This window comes from Chryseobacterium artocarpi, assembly GCF_001684975.1.
GTDB lineage: Bacteria > Bacteroidota > Bacteroidia > Flavobacteriales > Weeksellaceae > Chryseobacterium > Chryseobacterium artocarpi.
In genome coordinates, this window is the sequence record NZ_MAYH01000048.1 from 249,040 (window position 1) to 268,458 (window position 19,419).

At 33.7% G+C, this 19,419-nt stretch carries 18 protein-coding genes and 1 pseudogene; 16 read left to right on the top strand and 3 right to left on the bottom strand.

The window, feature by feature from the left end; genetic code table 11:
• Window positions 1-2: 2 nt before the first annotated feature.
• Window positions 3-1,349 (top strand): RagB/SusD family nutrient uptake outer membrane protein, encoded by a 1,347-nt coding sequence (locus tag BBI01_RS18915; RefSeq protein WP_228394039.1) that lies wholly within the window; start codon window positions 3-5, stop codon window positions 1,347-1,349.
• Window positions 1,336-3,861 (top strand): alpha/beta hydrolase family protein, encoded by a 2,526-nt coding sequence (locus BBI01_RS18920; RefSeq protein ID WP_065396203.1) that lies wholly within the window; start codon window positions 1,336-1,338, stop codon window positions 3,859-3,861. Before BBI01_RS18915 ends, BBI01_RS18920 begins: the two co-directional genes overlap by 14 nt.
• Before the next feature lie 54 nt (window positions 3,862-3,915).
• Here the strand turns inward: BBI01_RS18920 and BBI01_RS18925 are convergent, their stop codons facing one another.
• The 3 genes from BBI01_RS18925 to BBI01_RS18935 all read right to left on the bottom strand — a co-directional run bounded on the left by BBI01_RS18925 (window position 3,916) and on the right by BBI01_RS18935 (window position 6,075).
• Window positions 3,916-4,173, bottom strand: coding sequence for a DUF6520 family protein (locus BBI01_RS18925; RefSeq protein ID WP_065396204.1), 258 nt, complete (start codon window positions 4,171-4,173; stop codon window positions 3,916-3,918).
• A 49-nt stretch (window positions 4,174-4,222) separates the two neighbouring features.
• The gene (locus BBI01_RS18930; RefSeq protein ID WP_123862177.1) at window positions 4,223-5,713 is read right to left on the bottom strand and encodes a DoxX family protein; all 1,491 of its coding nucleotides are present in this window, start codon (window positions 5,711-5,713) and stop codon (window positions 4,223-4,225) included.
• Between the two features lie 155 nt (window positions 5,714-5,868).
• Window positions 5,869-6,075, bottom strand: coding sequence for a hypothetical protein (locus BBI01_RS18935; RefSeq protein WP_065396205.1), 207 nt, complete (start codon window positions 6,073-6,075; stop codon window positions 5,869-5,871).
• A gap of 277 nt (window positions 6,076-6,352) precedes the next feature.
• Between BBI01_RS18935 and BBI01_RS18940 the strand changes: the two genes are divergently transcribed.
• The 14 genes and pseudogenes from BBI01_RS18940 (at window position 6,353) to BBI01_RS19005 (ending at window position 19,417) form a co-directional block, all read left to right on the top strand.
• A complete protein-coding gene (locus BBI01_RS18940; RefSeq protein WP_065396206.1) occupies window positions 6,353-8,059 on the top strand; it encodes a helix-turn-helix domain-containing protein in 1,707 nt (568 codons plus the stop codon).
• A 137-nt stretch (window positions 8,060-8,196) separates the two neighbouring features.
• Entirely contained in the window at window positions 8,197-8,571 is a 375-nt protein-coding gene (locus tag BBI01_RS18945; RefSeq protein ID WP_065396207.1) for a hypothetical protein, read from the top strand.
• Window positions 8,568-10,007 carry a relaxase/mobilization nuclease domain-containing protein gene (locus BBI01_RS18950; RefSeq protein ID WP_065396208.1) on the top strand — a complete coding sequence of 480 codons (1,440 nt, stop codon included), beginning with the start codon at window positions 8,568-8,570 and terminating at the stop codon, window positions 10,005-10,007. Before BBI01_RS18945 ends, BBI01_RS18950 begins: the two co-directional genes overlap by 4 nt.
• Entirely contained in the window at window positions 10,004-10,639 is a 636-nt protein-coding gene (locus BBI01_RS18955; RefSeq protein WP_065396209.1) for a ParA family protein, read from the top strand. The genes BBI01_RS18950 and BBI01_RS18955 overlap by 4 nt, the downstream gene beginning before the upstream one ends.
• Entirely contained in the window at window positions 10,627-11,016 is a 390-nt protein-coding gene (locus BBI01_RS18960) for a hypothetical protein (RefSeq protein ID WP_065396210.1), read from the top strand. The genes BBI01_RS18955 and BBI01_RS18960 overlap by 13 nt, the downstream gene beginning before the upstream one ends.
• A 6-nt stretch (window positions 11,017-11,022) precedes the next feature.
• Window positions 11,023-11,553, top strand: a complete 531-nt coding sequence (locus BBI01_RS18965) for a hypothetical protein (protein WP_065396211.1) — start codon at window positions 11,023-11,025, stop codon at window positions 11,551-11,553.
• A gap of 146 nt (window positions 11,554-11,699) precedes the next feature.
• Complete coding sequence (locus tag BBI01_RS18970; protein WP_065396212.1) at window positions 11,700-12,035, top strand: DUF4134 domain-containing protein; 336 nt, start codon at window positions 11,700-11,702, stop codon at window positions 12,033-12,035.
• A 3-nt stretch (window positions 12,036-12,038) separates the two neighbouring features.
• Entirely contained in the window at window positions 12,039-12,347 is a 309-nt protein-coding gene (locus tag BBI01_RS18975) for a DUF4133 domain-containing protein (RefSeq protein WP_065396213.1), read from the top strand.
• 8 nt (window positions 12,348-12,355) lie between these two features.
• Window positions 12,356-15,416 (top strand): annotated as a pseudogene (locus BBI01_RS23105) (TraG family conjugative transposon ATPase).
• A gap of 10 nt (window positions 15,417-15,426) precedes the next feature.
• Window positions 15,427-16,062, top strand: a complete 636-nt coding sequence (locus BBI01_RS18985; protein WP_083190164.1) for a hypothetical protein — start codon at window positions 15,427-15,429, stop codon at window positions 16,060-16,062.
• A 35-nt stretch (window positions 16,063-16,097) separates the two neighbouring features.
• Window positions 16,098-16,733: a hypothetical protein gene (locus BBI01_RS18990; RefSeq protein WP_123862178.1), complete on the top strand. Its 636-nt coding sequence runs from the start codon at window positions 16,098-16,100 to the stop codon at window positions 16,731-16,733.
• Window position 16,734: 1 nt separating this feature from the next.
• Window positions 16,735-17,412, top strand: a complete 678-nt coding sequence (locus BBI01_RS18995) for a hypothetical protein (protein ID WP_065396216.1) — start codon at window positions 16,735-16,737, stop codon at window positions 17,410-17,412.
• Between the two features lie 11 nt (window positions 17,413-17,423).
• On the top strand, window positions 17,424-18,233 hold the full coding sequence (locus BBI01_RS19000; protein WP_065396217.1) for a hypothetical protein: 810 nt from the start codon (window positions 17,424-17,426) through the stop codon (window positions 18,231-18,233).
• 11 nt (window positions 18,234-18,244) lie between these two features.
• Entirely contained in the window at window positions 18,245-19,417 is a 1,173-nt protein-coding gene (locus BBI01_RS19005) for a TraJ family protein (RefSeq protein ID WP_123862179.1), read from the top strand.
• Window positions 19,418-19,419: the final 2 nt, after the last annotated feature.

Consider the following 19,419-nt stretch of genomic DNA (forward strand, 5'->3'; position numbering starts at 1 on the left):
TGATGTCGGGCCTTCTGCTTGTAGTTTCCTCATGTGAAAATCTCGTGGAAGTCGACATCCCTTCGAACCAGATCAGTACCCAGCTTGTATTTCAAGATGTACAGACTGCCAACGCAGCGCTTGCAGGATTGTATGCCGGACTTTGGGAAGATTCACCTGTAGCAGGTGGTGCAAGAGGCTCAGGTGCGCTTTTAGGAATCTATACTGATGATCTTGAAAGTTATGCATCCTCTGTGGTTAATGCAGAGTATGACCTTTATCAGAATATGCAGATCGATGATAATGTGGCAGTCTACGCTTACTGGACATCTGCGTATCAAAAAGTATATCAGGCCAATACTATTTTAGAAGGAATGGCTTCCACAACGTCGATCAGTGGCGCTGAGAAGCAGAGAATCAAAGGTGAAGCTCTTTTTATCAGGTCGTTGGTCTTGTTTTATCTTCAGCAGACTTTTGGCAATATTCCTTATCCGATCTCAACGGATTATGAAATCAACCGAAATATATCAAAAATAACGGCAGCTGCTGCATTGCAAAGACTTGAGGATGATCTTAAAGAAGCTATTCCGCTGTTATCCGACCAGTATAGGGAATCGGAAAGAATTGTGGTCAATCGGAAGGCCGCAGAATTTCTTTTAGCAAAGATTCTGATGTCCGAAAATAAATGGAATGACGCTGAAATTTTATTAAGAGGCATCGTAACAAGTCCCCTTTATCAATTTGAATCTGACCTTTCTAAAGTATTTCTTAAAAGCGGAAAACATATTTTATTTCAGTTAAAACCAAAAAATGCTGTCGATCCGACGAAAGAGGCGACACTGTATTATTTTGCGAACGCTGCACCTTCTGTCTATTCGCTATCATTAGAATTGGTCAACAGTTTTACTTCCGGTGACTTAAGAAAATCGCAATGGATCACTCCTGTAAGCTTTAATCAGACTACGAAGTACCGTTCATCCAAATACAAGGTTATCAGTAATAACAGTACCGAATACTCCATCGTATTCAGACTGGAGGAAGTGTATTTACTACTTGCGGAAGCGCTCGCACAACAGAATAAACTGACCGAAACACTTCCGTTTATTAATGCCACACGGCAAAGGGCGGGTTTAGTAGGTTTATCAGGAACAATAACAAAAGAAACGCTCTTAGCCGAAATCCTGTCAGAAAATAGAAAGGAGTTTTTTGCAGAAATGGGGCTTCGTTTTATGACTTTAAAAAGAAGGGGATTATTAGGTACTCTAATTTTGGTAAAGCCTAACTTTAAAAGTTACCATGCCTCTTGGCCGATACCGCAAAAGGAATTACTGTTGAACAACAATCTAAATCCTCAGAATGAAGGTTATTAGACATCTGTTGATTGTAATCTTAATACTGCTGCAGGGGTTCTATTATATTTCTGCAGCATATAGTGATTCACCCAATATCAATATAAATCCAACGAATAGGAACAATGACTTACATTATTCCGTAAGTATTGTGGGAAATTCTGAAAATCTTAAATGGATGGTGCTGAGGAAATGGTATTATAAAAATAGTGACAGCACGCTTGTTTTCAGCCGTGCAAGTAATCAAAAGCCAGTTTTAAATCTTTATAAGATGACCGATTTTAAATTTATAAATGAGGATCATCTGCTTGCATTTGGGAATGGAAATGCAGAATATTATGATTTGAAGTCAATGTCTTTGAAAAAATATGAAAATGTTATTCAGACCTCTACCCTGAAGATGAATGGGGAGCATATGCTTTATGCCATTCTTCAAAAAGATGGTCATCTGTTGATTTGCACAAAAGACAGTAAGATAATTTACCAACTTGATGGGATTCATAGTTTTCAAGCAATTGACAATAATGGTTTTATCGCCAATCAGTATACCTCGGGGCAGTCGAACCTCATAAAGATTACTCCATCGGATCTCAAAACAATTTATACTACAGAAAAAAAAGTTGAGTCAGTAGTTTTTAGCAGTGATAAGCAATATATTTTAATACGAACTCGTTCGACGACGTCAGATTTAGATGCTGTCAATCTCAAGACAAATCATCTTTCAAAAATTCGAGTCAGTGCAATCATAAGAGATTTTGATGAAATTGAAATATCTGCGATAAGTAAAGAATCGTATCTCATTCAGACCCGCAAAAAAATTTTACCTGATCGTACATCGCCAGAGATATGGTATGGGAACGAATCCAATATAAAATCAATATACAAAGGAAAATTGAATAAGATATTTTTCATTTGGGATGCTGATAATAACAGATTGGAAAAACTGGAATCGACACCTGATGAAGTTTTTGTTGCTTTTAATAATTCGAATTACCTATTAAAATATGATCCTAATCTTAGGCATAATTATACGGAACAGATTCCAACAGTACAATTAAAGCTTTACAGCATTTCTACAAAAAAAGAAATAATCTTAAGTACTTGCACAGGCATAAATTATAAGTCACCAGAAATAATATACAATTCAGAGGGTCGTTATATCATGGGAAGTGATGATCATAAATACTGGAATTTATGGGATTTAAAAACGATGTCCACAATAAAAATTAACCGTGAAAACCTCAAAACACCGTTTTTCACACCGGATAATCAGCACATTTATTTTGACAGCAAGGAAGGTCTATGTCGTTATGATATTACATTAAAAAAACTTTCATCATTAGAAGCGGTAGAAAACAGTTTGGAGACCAAAATCTTAAATGGTGATGCAGATCGACAGTTCAACGAGTATTACTTTGCGATGCACACAATCAATCCTAATAAGCCACTGCTGATTAGGAATTATGATTTTTATAATAATGAAGTCAATTATGATGTATTGATAAAAGGGAAAATAAAGCATATCATACCAATAACTAAAAATAGAATTACAGACTTTGTCTGGAATCCTTCATTAGATCAATACATTTATCTTGAAGAAAATCACAATTTTCCAACCAGTTTATTTATCCAAACAAGAAAAGAAGAGAAAAAAAAGATTTTTCAGTCTAATCCCAATGATCATTTAGCTTCCACTCTGAAATCAGAAATTATCAGATATAAAAATAGCACTGGAAGGGATTTGCAGGGAACTTTATATTATCCTGCATACTTTAATTCTGAAAAAAAATATCCGATGGTTGTTAAAATTTATCAGATACAACGGTACAAAACCAATGAGTATATGGTAAGTGGTAACGCCAGTTATGTTGCATTTGACAAAAGAGCATTACTTGAAAGTGGATATTTTGTTTTCGAGCCAGACATAGCGTACGGAAATGAGGGTACAGGATATGGTGCTTTGAATTGTGTCAACACGGCAATGGATTCTATTCAGGGCAATAAAAACATAAACTTTTCAAAGGTTGCATTAATTGGACATTCTCATGGCGGATACAGTACAAATTTTATTGCAACGCATTCCAATCGATTTGCAACGTACATATCAGGTGCTGGGAACAGCGATATTGTCAGGTCTTATTTTTCATACAACAGAAATTTCAACAGTCCTTTCTATTTTCAATTTGAATCAGGACAGTATCAGATGCCACCATTTTCAGAGAACAAAGATCTATATTTCAAGAATAATCCGATTCACTACGTTGAAAATGTTGATGTTCCAATTTTGCTTTGGGCAGGAAAGAAAGACGAGAATATTTTTTGGGAGCAAGTTCAGGAGTTTTATATTGGATTGAAAAGAAACTCCAAAGATGTGATTGCCTTATTCTACCCTGATGTTGGGCATGATTTAGGTAGAGAAACATGGCAAAAAGAAGATATGCACCGCCGTTCGATGGAATGGCTGAATTACTTTTTGAAAGATAAAACAGACGTAGAATGGATCAAAAGGCAAATGAGTAAATCTAAGTTTTAATGATCAATTAATAATAAAAAAAGAAAGGATGCCGAGGCATCCTTTCCCATTTACTTAAGGGTTGGTAACAATTTCAAACAACTCATCCCCGCACATTGAATCTTCCAGTTGATGTAATTGCTGACCATTGTAAGTACAAACTATGTTTCCACTTGTTTCACAGCTTTTAGGTGTGATCACACACGCAGGCTCGCCTGCATTTCCAAATCTGTAACCTGATACAACAGCTTTGCTGCTATCAGTTTTTTTTGCTGCAAAAGCAGCTCCCGTAGCCATTAACATAACGACTGCCGGCATAATGAACTTTTTCATGATAAAAATGTTTATTGATGTGCCTACTCTAATAGGTTTTCGGCTTCCCCTATTTATTTATAATACTTGAAAGATTATTTCGGTAACGGTAAGAAATTAGTTCGGAACTGGTTAAAACATAAATTCTATCTTTGGTAGCCAACAGACCTGTCAATTTTTCACCTTTGTTATGAGGGATATAAAAACTAGCGATATATTGTTTTTTTTCGAAGTTATATATATCAATAGCCCAAGAGGATTTCCAACGTTTCTCGGATTCATTCTTTCCGATTAAATCAGATTGATTTAAAAGTAATTTGTTTACAGATGCTTGAAGTTTATTGACTTTAAATGGAGGTGCATTCATTTTTGTTCTTCCATCTGCTAAAGTTTTTGTCTGGATTTTGGCTACTGATGTAGTATCAATTGTATTTTGTGTGCTTAAAATGTTTAGATTTTCATCCATCAGAATAAACTGATTCCGATAAATATAAGTATAGATTAAATAAGCATTTTGTCGAGAACTAATTAAGTTTCCGTCAGAATCAAAAATACCATCAGCCTGCTTTGTTATGATTTCCGGATGCATAACCGCTTTTTCTCTAGAATCATACTTCTGGATTCCCAGGGTAAAAGACTTTGTTTTTGCACTGATTGTTCTAAATACAAATCGGGTACTATCTATAGGAATAAATTGATTAAAATAAACCTGTCTATAACTTACAGTTTTTGCAGAAGATTGATTAAATCTCCCCATATAGATGATAGGAACGCTTCCATCTGAAAAATAATAATAGTTATCTTTTACGGTCAATCTTAACCTCTTAAAAGAATAATCATAGGAATCCAGACCAACTTTTAGATTCTCCACTTTTCTTAAATCCGATCCTATAATTTTAATTTGGAGCGGCGAGGTTATATCCCCAAGAAATATACTGTCTGAATTATTACCCGCAAAATAATAGAACTGATGATCTAAAGAAACACGGTTGTCTTCAAAAAGAGCATTTGGAAAATATCTTCTTGTAAAATTATTTTCATTTTTTATAGTATATTCTGAAGAATAAAAAAGATAAACAACGACAGATGTGCTGGCGATACTTATGGCTACAATATTTAAAGAATAATGAAGTATCTTTTTCATTTTGTCATACTCAACTAGAAGAATACTTGTTAATGCAAGCAGAATACAACCCAAATTAAAAAATAGATGCTCTGTCCATCCCAATTTTTCGAGAATACCACCACAGGAGCAAGGTATGAAATCACTGAAATTAAGAATAAGATAAATATAGATTGTGAACGATATCATTATTGCTAAAGAGCAATAAAGTCCTAGAAGACGAGAATAAGGAATTACAAGAAGTAATGCAAAAAATAGTTCCGCGATAATTACAGCATAAGAAATGTATCCAGCATAAGCACTTAAAAGGGGTGATTGTGCAATCTGAACTTGGAAATTCTCAAAGTCCAAAAGTTTGCTAACACTCGCATAGCAAAAAAGTAGAATAAAAAAGTACGCCGTAATGGTTGGCATAAGATGGTAGATTGATTTTTTCATGGTTAAAAAAGTATTTAATTAAAAACTTTAAACTCAAAATCTGTCCACTCTTCATAACCTTCTTCGTAATTATTAGAAGATTTCCCTATACCCGATCTAACGTCGTTGGCTGGATATTATACTTGGAGGTATAGGGAATCTTTTTATCATTTATTTTAGTGTTTCCAGTCTTGTCCATCCTTAACAGGAGGATCTTTCTCGAACTCGAGATCTACTTTTTGGTTAGTAGAATCAGCTGATCTCTTACTTTCATTTGCAACTTTAGATAATTCAAAATTGCCATCTAATTGCTCATCCGATTGTCTGCAACTTTGGATGCTTAGCCCCATAATAAGACATAAAAATGGGATAACTCTCTTCATAATTTCAAAATTTATTAATTATTATCCCGGCCGGTTTTTCTTAGAATTCTTGAGACCAAAGGTATTGGCATTGAGTACGTTCGACCAAACAATTGTTGGCAGGCTTTAAAAAGCAAGACGTCGTGATTTATAAAGCACGACAACTAAAAATAACTAAAGTGGCTCATAATCAGTTATTTTTAATAATAATTAAATATCTTGATAGAATATTGTTAAAGAAGCCATTTTCTATATATTTTACATAAATTTGGCGCATTTTAATCGATAGCTAACAACCATGCCTAAAGGATTTTCAGTCATTTTTCTATTTTTTTCACTTTTCCTCTCTGCACTTGAAAAGGAAAGACAAGACTATGGAACTATTCGAAAAACTTATGAAAATCTTCTAAAAAATGATGAGAGGGCTATGCCTTTCGTGAATAAATACATCAGAAAAGCTAAAAAAGAGAAAGATTTTGAACATTTGACACAGGGCTATCGAGATGCAGTGTTCTTTATTAAGAATGAAGAAAAAAAATTGATCTATTCAGACAGTATGATCTATGCTGCATTAAAGTCTAGAGACAATGACCTTATTGGTTTGGCATATTTAGGAAAGGGTATCATCTATTATTTTAATTATAAGAAATTTGATGATGCATTGAATGAATACTTAAAAGCCTATGAACATTTAAAAAATACAGATGATGAGTATTTAAAATACAAAGTAATTTATCATATGGGAGTGGTAAAAAGCTATCTTGGATACTTTTCAGAATCCAAAGATCACTTTGAGGAGTGTCTTAAGTTCTTTAGTAATAAATCTGGAAAGAAGCTACATCCAAACGAAGTATTTAATAATAAACGAGGATATTTTAATACCTTACATCAACTAATTATATGTCATAGAAATCTTAAAAACTATGCGGTGGCTGATAGTCTTTTAGATGTCGGATTAAGAGAAATTGTTGGTAAAGAAGAATTTAGATTAGAAAAAAGTTACTTCTTAAAATGCAAGGGAATTTCGGAATATAATCATCAGAATTACAAAGGTGCAATCGATATACTTAATAAAGCAATTCCGGAAATATTAAAAGTTAATGACTTCGCAACACTCTCACTCATATATTCATATTTAGGTAGAAGTTACTATAAAGTCGATAGAGATAAAGAGAGAGCATTAAATTACTTTAAAAAAGTAGACACCATATTTAACAAACAGAATTTCATACTCCCTGAAACACGTAGTAACTATGAAATTCTTATAAATTTTTACAGAAAGCAAAAGAACACGGAAAAGGAACTGCTATATACGAAGCAATTACTATCTGTAGATAGCCTATTAGGAAAGGAATTTAACTTTTTGACTTCTCGGATTCATAAGGAGTATGATACGAAATCACTTCTGGACAAAAGGGATGTTTTGGAAAGAAAAAACTTTTTCACTTGGTTATTGGTAATCTTTTTTATATGCTTGTCAGCAATATTTTTAACGTTATATATTTTCAAGTATAAAAAGAATAAGCAGATGATTATAAAATATCATGCCCTTCAAAAAAAACTTGAAAAGCGGCACATTGAAAGTAAAGAGGAACCTACTTTCAGCGAGGAAAAACAATCAATCATTAGCCAGGAAATATATAATGATCTTGTTTCAAAATTTAAAAAATTTGAGGAAAAGGAAGAATTTACCACTATTGGATTAACATTAAATCTTCTTGCTGCACAATTTAATACTAATACAACATATCTTTCGACGTTCATTAATGAGACAAAAGGCGTAAATTTCAAAAACTACCTCAATGGTCTTCGCATTGATTACATAACGAACTTATTGAACACCGATCGAAAGTACCTTAATTTCACTTTTGATGCATTAGCAGAAAAATGTGGAATTGCCACTCGTCAGAATTTTTCAGATTTATTTTATGAAATTAATGGAATACGTCCAAAAGATTTTATCAAAAAGAAGAAAGAAGAGCAGAAAAACAATGATGTTAAATAGAAGTTAGTAATTCACTAATTTTCAAAAAAAAATTTTACCTAATTTTGATTATCTAATTTGGAGAAGACTCTTCTCGTTGGCTGATTTACATATGCGAATTCTAATTGGGATTGGCTTACTAGTTAAAAAATTGCCACATGAAAGATCTAAAAACCTCCGGCAGAGCGAAGACTGCACGAATTACTTTAAGGCTGCATCAAGATACCAAAGAAAAATGGCTTCTGCACTGCACTAATTCTAATGTTCATCTTTCAGACTATATCATCAACAGCGTCGAAGGGAAACTGTTGGACAATGATAGAAAAGAAATCATGAATTTCATAGAAAATCAGGTGAATATCTTTGCAAAAATTGAAAACAATATTAATCAGATTGCTAGATATATCAATTCAAAAAAAGACTTTCCTTCTTCCCTCCTATCTGAGTATAATTCAAAACTTGAGATTCTCAACAACCTGAAAATTGAACAAAACCGAATTATCAAAAAAATCTATACTGAGCTCGCAAAATGATTGTAAAAATTTTAAATCGATCATCTCAAGAGTTTAATGGTGTTCTTTACAATGATAAGAAGATTGAAAAAGGTAAAGGGGAGCTTTTAAAAATGAAAAATTTCCCCTCCCATATCAATTCATCATCAGGAACTCAGGATGTAAAAAATTATTTAAAGGCAATATCCAAAAATAACCAGAGAGTTAAAAACCCACAATTCCATGCTACAATTTCTGCACAGGGCAGAAGCTATTCTAAAGAACAATTAGCGTTGACAGCGGATAAATTCATGGAAAAAATGGGTTATGGTGAACAACCTTACATTGTAGTTTTTCATAATGACACGCCCAATAATCATGTTCATATTGTGAGTACAAGGGTTCATAAAGACACATCAAAACGTATAGAAAGAGACTTCGAAAAATACAAAAGTCAAAGTGCTTTACAGGAAACTATCAAAGAATTGTACGGCAATGATGTACTTAAAAACTTAGAAAAGATTATGGATTATAACTATAGTACAATGCATCAACTGCAAAGTATATTAGAACTCAGTGGATATGGCTTTTACAAGAAAAATGATCAATTAAATATTACAAAAAATGGAACTCTGGTAAAGCAATTATATATCAGCGATTTAAATTTTTTCGAAAAAAGTTTTGATGAAAAAAGAAAAAAACAGATATTTGCTCTATTCAAAAAATACAAAGAGGTATATTCCAACTCAATTTTCAGAGTTTCGGACAAAAACCATACCTCCTACCAATCAGAACTTCAATACCAACTGAAGAAAAAATTTGGGATTGACGTTGTTCTTTCATTCAAGGATGATAAAGTGCCATTTGGCTATTCCATCATCGACCACAAAACCTATACAATTTACAAAGGCAGTGACATAATGAAATTGGGCGACCTATTCACTATCAGCTCCCAAGTATTAGACAAAAAGATCTTTGACATTCTGACCAATTCAAATTTGACAATCGAAACGAAAAACGTTTACAAAAAGCATTTGGAACAAGAGTACAAATGCGAAATCCAGGATTATATGATTTTTTTGAAAAATTCAAAAAAAACTGATTATAATATCTGGAAGGACACACGAAATTCAACAATAGATTACATCCTAAATTTAGGAAAAGTAGGCGGTAGTTCGCAGGACAAAATAAAAATCGTCAGCTTCTCAAATGAGACATACATCATTAATAAAATAGACAATGTCATCTTTACCGTAAAAGAATTGGTCGGAGATTACTATCATGATTTTTATTTATCTCAATTACTAAATCCTCAAATTTTAGGACAGCAATCTACTGTAAGTGGCTCAATAGCTGCGGAACAACCAAGTTTAGAAGAAATGCTAAAACGTTCTTCCTTATTTGGCAATTCAGCAGCTCCTCAGCCATCCAACGAAGAACAAGAAAATAAAAGAAGAAAAAAGAAAAAGAAGAGATGATTATTACGTTTGCAAATCAAAAAGGCGGAGTTGGAAAGACTACTTTGGCCATTGCATTTGCCAACTATCTTTCTCTATTTACCGAAAAAAAGGTAAATGTCATCGATTTTGATTTTCAGCGTTCATTTTACAGGCAATGGTCAGAAGACAAAGATTCAAAAGGAGCAAATCTTTATGAAGTAGAAAAAATTTCAGAAGAAAACATTCACCTTACGCAGAATGAAAAAATTCTAATGCAGTTAAAAGAAAGTGAAGAAGTCATTCTTTTTGATACCGCCGGAAATATCCAAAACAATTACACCCAAGTATTACAATACAGTGATGCTATAATAATTCCGTATGGGTACTCCAGTGTTACAATGATGTCTACCGTACTGTTTCTCAACCTTCTTAAGCTAATAAAAGTTAAGGCAAAAATTTATTTCATCAGAAATAATATGCGTAAAGACGATAGCTATGAATTGAAACCTGTAATGGATGCTGAATTTAACACGATTGGGAAAGTAATTGGCAGTTCAGTTCTTACTCGAAAATGCATGTTAGGAATTAACACAAAAGGACTGACCTATGAGCAGAAGCTGGCTGTTAAAGAGACATTTGATGAATTAATCTATCATTTATGGGAATTTTAGATCGCTACACAACCGATGAAGATAAAGAGGAACTAGCGAAGAATCTAAATTTACCTGTCGATAAAACAGCTATTTCAGGAAAGACTACTAAAAGCAAAAAAACTTCAGCTCCACAAACAAGTAAGTACGAAAAGAAACAAGCAAAAAATCTAAACGAACTTGATGATAAAATTTTATCTACTATTAACCAATTTGTTGACTCCTATAAGAGTAATAAAAAAACAAGTAGAATGATAAGAATACAGGATCATCATTATAGAAAATTAGTCAGTTTACGTGCTGATGGAATTTCAGTTAGTGAATTTGTGAGTTTTGCAGTACATCTTGTTTTAAATTCTGAAGATTTTGAAAATTTTTTAAACATTTTAAAAAAATAATAATTAATGGGAAAAGTCTTAATCATTACTGGTCTATTGTATCTTTTATATTATACCGGAAATGTAGTTTATGACTTATTTATAAAAAAGCAGATTGTAAGTAAAAATGAACAAGATGGGGAACTCATCAGTCTTGAAAACATTATTGAAGAAATTCCTCCTTCTTTAACCACTATCAATGAAGATGAAGTAGAGAATTTAAATCTACCGAGTTCTTATGATTATGACGAAACGGAATTATCCAATTATGATGATGAAAGTTTTACTCGCCATCAATATGAAGAGGAACAAGAAATTGATAATTTTTACGTCAAGGAACAACAGGAAGAAGATGGGCAAGAAGTACGTCAGTCATTTCTTTCCAGCTTAAGTTCAGTGATAGGAAGCAAGAATTCAGAAGCATCTCCGGAAAAAGAAATAATTCCAACAGTAATTTCTGATGAGATGTTTCGAAATTTCTTTGAAAAAGCTTCAAAACATATCGTAGTGGCTTCTGAAAGCGGTCACAGCTTTTATAAATCAAGTTTAGTTTTCTAACATTTTTAGTTAGTGATACGGGTAAATCGCCGTATCTGTTTCGATTCCAAAGTATCAATACGATGCTTTGGAATTTTTTTATGCCAAACCGAAAGGTTTAAAACAAAGCAATTAAATAATTGTTCAATTAAATTTTTAAAAATCAAATGAAAAATAATATCAAACTTATCAATAAACATCAAACGATTAAAAAGGCTCTCTTTTCTTTAGCCTTTGTTTTAGTCACAAATATGCTTTTTGCTCAAACGGGTGGTGCCGGAGCAATATCATCTGCAACATCGGATATAGAAGAATATGTTGAACCGGTATCGAATCTGGTTCAAATGATTGGCGCTATCGTAGGAATTGTTGGCGGTGTAAGAATTTACAACAAGTGGAACAATGGCGATCAGGACGTCAATAAAGAACTTATTGGCTGGGGTGGCGCCTGTATTTTCTTACTACTGGTGCCAACGGTGATTCAAGCATTCTTTGGAATTTAAACTATGGAAGAAAAGTGTTTCTTTCTGTACAAGGGGCTTAAGAAGCCTCTTGTATTCAAAGGTTTAAAAGGAAAGTACATCTATTATGCCGGAGGTTCATTTGCCGGCACTATGGTTTTAGGCATCATCCTAAGTAAAGTTATCGGATTCTTTGTAGGAATCGTCCTTGCTTTGGGAATTGGTGCAGGATTGATTTGGAATGTCTTCAGATTACAGAAAACAAAGGGTCTTTTCAATAAAACCCTCACCAAAAATGAGATTTTTATGATGCCTGTAAGAATAAAGCTGAAGCAAAAATATAAACCCAAATAATTGCAAACATGAAAAAGAAAAGCTTTAGTCTGCCATTCATAGGATATGACTATGGTTCAGAATTTAATACAACGTACGACGTACTTATCGGTGAGTTTGGAAATCCAATCATTGCAATTCAAATAAAAAATATCGTTACTCAATATTCTGCAAATAGGGCTTTATACTTAAAATATCATTCGATACTTTTAAATATCATTAGTATTATTGGTGAAGGTTATATCGTTCAGAAACTGGATATTTTTGATAAAAAAGTCTACAAAACAGAAGAACATGAAGAATATTTACAGCAAAAATATTCAGAACATTTTGAAGGAAGAATCTATAAGACCATCGACAGTATTTTAGTAATTACTCATCGGATCGATCAAAGTAAAAAGAAAAACAATTATAAATATTCTGATAAAAAGTACAAAGAGCTACGTGATAAGGCGGAGAAAATCTTTATGCTCTTGAAAGAAAATAATTTTGAACCAAAATTTTTCTTGGAGAAGAATTTCGAATATTACATCTCCTCCATCCTTTCAATGAATTTTGGCAGATCAACAAAAGCACTCGATAATATTAGGTCTTTAGACAATAACCTTCAGATAGGAAGTTCATTTATTAAGGCGATTTCTCTTGTAGATGTAGAAAATATTGAGCTTCCTAATGAGATTTATCCTTACACAACCTTAGGTGGCAACGGCGCAATTAAAGATACAGCAGTTGACAACTTTTCATTCATCAATGATTTGGAACTGTATGATACTATCATTTACAATCAAATCATAGTAATTCCCGATCAGACGGAAAGAGTGAAATTTTTAGCCAATAAAAAAAATCGTCACGAAGGATTCCAAAATGAACCTTTAAATAGAATCTGTGCAGAAGAAATTGGACTTTTGCTGGATAGTATTGCAAAAGATGGTCAACTAATTGTTGATGCTCACTACAGTTTAGTAACAAGCTGCTCAACAATAGAAGATATGGAGAAAACTCAATCTATGATTGAGAACCAGTTGTTTCAAAAAGGAGTTATATCGAGTAAAAATTCTTTCAATCAAATGGAATTATTTCGCTCATCCCTTCCGGGAAATGCGAATGAGTTAAAAGAATACGATTTGTTTACCACAACGAGTGAAGCCTCGTTGTGCTTTTTTTTTTAAAGAAAGCTACCCCATCGATGAACAATCTAATTTTTATTTAAGATTCACTGACAGACAAGGCGTTCCTTTAAAGATCGACACTGCTGATTTGCCAATGCAGACAGGTAGAATTAACAATAGAAATAAGTTTGTACTTGGACCTTCCGGAAGCGGTAAATCTTTTCTGATGAATAATATCATTGAACAATATCTCACGTATAATTATGATGTTGTGATTGTAGACACAGGAGACAGCTACAGTGGAACAGCCAAATACAAGAACGGGAAATACATTCAATACACTGAAGAGAAGCCTATTACAATGAACCCCTTTGTAGTAAGCCAATCAGAATTCAATATTGAAAAAATTGAGTTTTTAGGAAATCTCATTTTTCTTATTTGGCAGGGTGCTGATTCATCGATGACCACGACACAGAAATCAATCATTGATAATCTTCTTTTAGCTTATTATCATCAGTTTTTCAAAGGTGGTACCAACTGGTATCGACAAAAAACCTCCCGTGAGCTGATTCTTTACTTAAGCAAGTATAACATCTATGAAGATGAACTGTATGCTGAATTTGAGAATCAATTCGCTGAAAACGAGAATTACTATAACATTTTAGGAATCCCGATGAATGCCGAAAGTACAGACATCAAAAAAGCCTTTCGAAAACTCGCGGTACAACATCACCCTGATAAAAATTTTGAAAAAGACGATTTTGATGAGACTATGTTTGATAAAATCCACGAGGCTTATGAAACTTTAATTAATGTTGAAAAAAGAAAAGTGTATGACGACAGCCAGTTAGCACTTTCAAAGACCCAAATCATCGAAAGACCAAAAATTAACAGTGAAGAATGGGAAGATGCATTTAGAAAGTCGTTAATTAAAAAACTGATTGAACTCGAAGAAAACTTAAATATAGAAGAACTTTCTTTCAACTCTTTTTACGAGTATTCCGAAAAATTTCTTCCTATCTACCTTTCAAATAAAAAGTTCAAAATCTCTGAATCTGAGTTTAACTTAAGAACTTTCCTGTATGTACTTGCTGATTTCTACAAAGGAGGAAGATATGGAACCACTTTAAATGAAGATGCAGACAATTCATTATTTGATGAGCCTTTCATTGTATTTGAGATCGATAACGTTAAGGATAATCCGAAGCTTTTTCCGATAGTTACACTCATTATCATGGACACGTTCATTCAGAAAATGCGTTTGAGGAAAGATAGAAGAAAGGCACTTATTATTGAAGAAGCATGGAAGGCAATTGCAAGTAAACTGATGGGAGGATATATCTTATACCTATACAAAACTGTAAGAAAATTCTGGGGCGAAGCGGTGGTAGTAACGCAGGAACTTGATGACATCATAGGAAATGCAGTTGTAAAAGACAGTATCATCAATAATTCCGACACCTTTATCCTTCTGGATCAAACAAAATTTATCGACAATTTTGACAAAATCGCCAAGCTACTGTCGCTAAATGAAGTAGAGCAAAGTAAAATTTTCACTATCAATAATCTCAATAACAAGGGTGGCAGAAGCCGGTTCAAAGAATTCTATCTCAAACGAGGAAGCAAAGGAGAGGTCTACGGTAATGAGGTTTCCTTGCATCAATATTTGACTTACACCACTGAGAAGCCTGAAAAATCAGCATTAGAATACTATGTCAATGAATTTGGAAACTATCAAGATGCTCTTGAGCAATTTGTTGCCGATATTGATAATCTAAATGATGGTTTGCCAAACCTTGTATCATTGGTTAACATCTACCAGAAACCAATTGAAAAAGATCTAATTGAGTACTATCATTTATTTAGGAAGCAAAACCCCGGACAAGACTTTTTCAAAAGTATTAAGCGGCAGCTTATTCATCATAACATGACTTTTAAAGAATTTATTAAAAATAAAAATCAATATTATGAAAAAATATAGCATCATACTCATGGTCTTGATCATGAGCTTTTTTAAAACACAAACTCCATATATAGACGTATTAACGGCTCCTTCAATGATTTTATATGCAAATCAGATTAAAAGCGAACAAGAGAAAACGGTAGACGAAATGAATAAGCTACAGCAGGCACAGGCGTTTGTATCATCGCAAATGGTTCTCGCAAATGATCTTCAGAATAAACTATACAAGGGATTAAAGGAGGTTAACGGCACCCTGAAGAATGGGATCCAGGTTCAGAATATTTATAATAACCTTAATAAAATCATCAACAACGTTAACGGGATATATAGCGAGGTTCAACATGCTCCGGAATACAGCTTGTTCGCTACGAAGTCAGTGCAACTGGTCACTAACAAGGCCACAGACATCTATACCGACGTTGCAGATTTGTTGACGAGCGGGGAGTTAAATCTTGCAACATCCGGCGATAGAAAGAGACTCCTTTACAACATTGAAAACAACACGCGGTTACTTAATGTTTACCTTATCAATGTCAAGATGACAATTAGGAGAGCAAAAAAGAAAGGATTCTGGAAATCAATTAATCCATTCCAAACTTACGTCAATACGGATAGGCAAATTTTCCAACAAATATTAAATAATGCAGGAACATTAGGATTATGAAAACTTTAATAACTAATATTTTATGCTTGGTGATTATGGTCTGTTCAAGTATGTTTAAAGGTCAGCTAACCGGAGGGAACTACATCTGCTACTACCTTATCAATTCCGAAATCCAAAAAACGATGGATGAAAACGACAAGCAAAAAGAGATGAGAAATAAACAACTGTCCAATTTAAGTTTGGAGTCGGCTAATAAAGAACAATGGAGTAAATATAGGGATGTGACAGAAAAAATACGTGGAAGGCTGAACAATCTGTCATTTGCAGTTCAAGCCATCCCCACATCCGTCTATATAGTTAAGGAAGTCGATAAGATTTATGAGATACAATCAAAAATTTATACAGAACTATCAGATGCTCCCATTTGGATTCCGGTAGCATTAAATGGTCAGTACGAATTCATTGATAATCTCCAGCTGTATATCAGATTGATGGCAGGAATTATTTTATCATATGGAACTATCAATGGAATGGAAAAGGCAGAACGTAAAATTCTTCTGGACTACGCGCAGAGTGAAATTAAAATGCTTCGGCAACAGTCATACTCTACCCTTCAGAAAATTGTTAATGTGAAACGCAAAATGAAACTGCGTAACAATCTATTGCAAAACTGGGTCAATAGAGATAAAAAAATCATTCAGGATATTATTAACAATGCTAACCTTTATTAAAATGAGAACATTTCTAATTGGATTTTTTTTGCTGTCTTTTAATATAGTAAGATCACAAACGTACTATCAACTTTATTACAATTTAGAATTACAGGCACAGGTGACTGCCAATCAAGCCGCAAGAGTTGCTTCTGAAAAACTCTATCAAAAATCTTATGAGAAGCAGAGAAAAGCTTATGATGACATCAAGGAAAAAGCCACCCAAGTAGTAGTTATGAAGAATCATATTTACAACCAGCTTCGTAATGTTAATTCAGCATTGAAACAGGGAAAACAGTTGGAGGGCATCTATAATGACTTTACAAAATTGATAGGAAACATGGAAAAAATGCTGGAGCTTTCAGCTCAAAAGCCTCAGTATGCTGTATTAATTACAAATTACTATTCTAAACTTTATCTGCACGCTATGAATTCTTATGAAAATATAAGTGAATCTGTATTGAACGAAGAAAATGATTTTCTTATGGATAGCTACGACAGACAGAAAGTTCTGTCGAAAATACAACATGAAATAAAAATCATGAACGGCTGGACAGTACATATAATTAATTATCTGAAAAACGCTGAAAAGAAACCCTATTTCAGACATATAGGTGTATTCAATAGCTGGTATATAAGAGATAAGGGTTTAATCCAAAACATCATTAATAATTACAACTATAATCTAAATGGTTGGTAAAATTTGACATCATGAGAAATACACTAATACTACTAACAATACTATTCTTTTTACCTTCTGTAAAAGGACAGACTATAAAAAGAATAAAGGACAAGCACATTGTAGGGCAGGAAAAAAGACAAGTTTTTTATCAATGGGGAGATTGGCATCCTGAACCAAAATATTTTTTAGGTATTCAGACCAATTACGCTTATGCTATGGTCTGGGGATGGTTAGCGCCAAGTCGAAATCGCGACTACAAAGGAGGAAGCGATATAAGACCTCTCAGTTTAACAGGATTACAAAATCAACGGTACGCAACAACCTTGGTTCAGCAAGATAAGACAAGCGATATACAAGAAGAAGCAAAGTTGACTTACGAAGAAAACCTTAAAGAGTTCTATCACTTTTCAAATGTTACTTCATCAGCTGACCCTCTTTATCTGCTATACTACAAAGATGTACTTAACAGTCTGGACAATTTTGAAACGAACTCTTCAGCTTCTTCACAATGGGGATTTACATCATCTAAAGCTTGGGAAAGATTCAATAACTATGGCATTATTGGAGAATGCAGACGAAAGATCAATGTGTTGCAAGACAAATACAAATTTGCTAAAAGTGTTGATATGCCGAGAGGAAAAAGAATTCTGGCCTATCACGATTGCCTCATTGAATGGCGCAAAATGAAAAAGTATCTGGCTTACTTAAATAAGCAGGGAGAAAACAGATTCAGAGCCGAAGTAAAACTTCAAAGTTACAAAACAAAAAATCCCGGAAAGATCACAAAAGAAAGGAGAGATGCAGAAATATTTATGGATGTACTCATGGGACACTTATAACCAAAAAAAATATGAAACGAGAAACGATTTTAAAAAGCATTATGAAAGTAATGCTTTTATTCATTCCCTCCCTTGCATTTTCACAGGATACTCACAGCGATGAATATTACCAAAAGGCAATGGATTTTCTACAGGGAGAAGGAATTTTGGAAGGATGGTTTACTGAAAAATTCCTGCCATTATATGATAGCTTTATGACCGCTGAATATGGACAATTTATATTATTCGGGCAAGCAGTAGCAGGATTAGGAGCACTACTATATCTAGGTAACATAGGCTGGCAGATGGTCAGCGGAGATCGAGAATGGGAAATTGTTCCAATGCTAAAACCCTTTGCTATTGGACTGGTCATTATGAATTGGGTATCATTTGTAGGTGTTCTTAGAACACCATTGATAAAACTACAAGATGTATCAGAAAGCAGCTTTATCGAAAGTCAGCAGGAACTAAATTCATTAAGATGGGTAAGGTTTAAAAAACAACAGCAGGTTGTAGACAGAATTGTTGAAGAACAGGCAAAAGCTCAAGCTGAGATTCAACAGCAGGAAGCTGGAGACAAATCTTTAATTGAGGAAGGTCTTGATATGGTCGGCGACGGATTAACAAGTCTAATGAGTCCGGTGTATGAACTATACCTTCGATTACAGGTGGGATTGCAATTAGCTATCTCAAGTGCGTTAGAATTAATTGGATTATGGATATTGAGAATATGTGTGTATGGGATATTTTTTATTCAACTTATATTTTCTACCATCCTGATAATTATAGGTCCGATTCCTGTTGGTTTATCTGTATTTCCCGCATTTTCAAGTTTTCTCACACAATGGGTTTCAAGATTCATTAATGTCAATCTCTATGGATTTGTTGCATTTATTATACTAAAAATAGGAACACTGCTTCAGCTCTTTGCTTTTGAAGCCGAAATCGAAAGGTACGACCAAATCATCAATACAGATGGAAGTATTAAGAATATGGATCTTCTGCTCACCTATTCGAGCAGTGGAATCATGTCTTTCGGGTTAGTTATTGTCTGCTTTCTAATTACCGCAGTCGGAATTTTATGCGTTCCAACTTTAGCTAATTATATAATTCCGTCAGGGGGTGGTAACACTGGAGCTATGAGTAAAATGAAAAAAGCAGGAATGGCAATAGCAACAAAAGGAACATCACTATTAAAAGGATAATT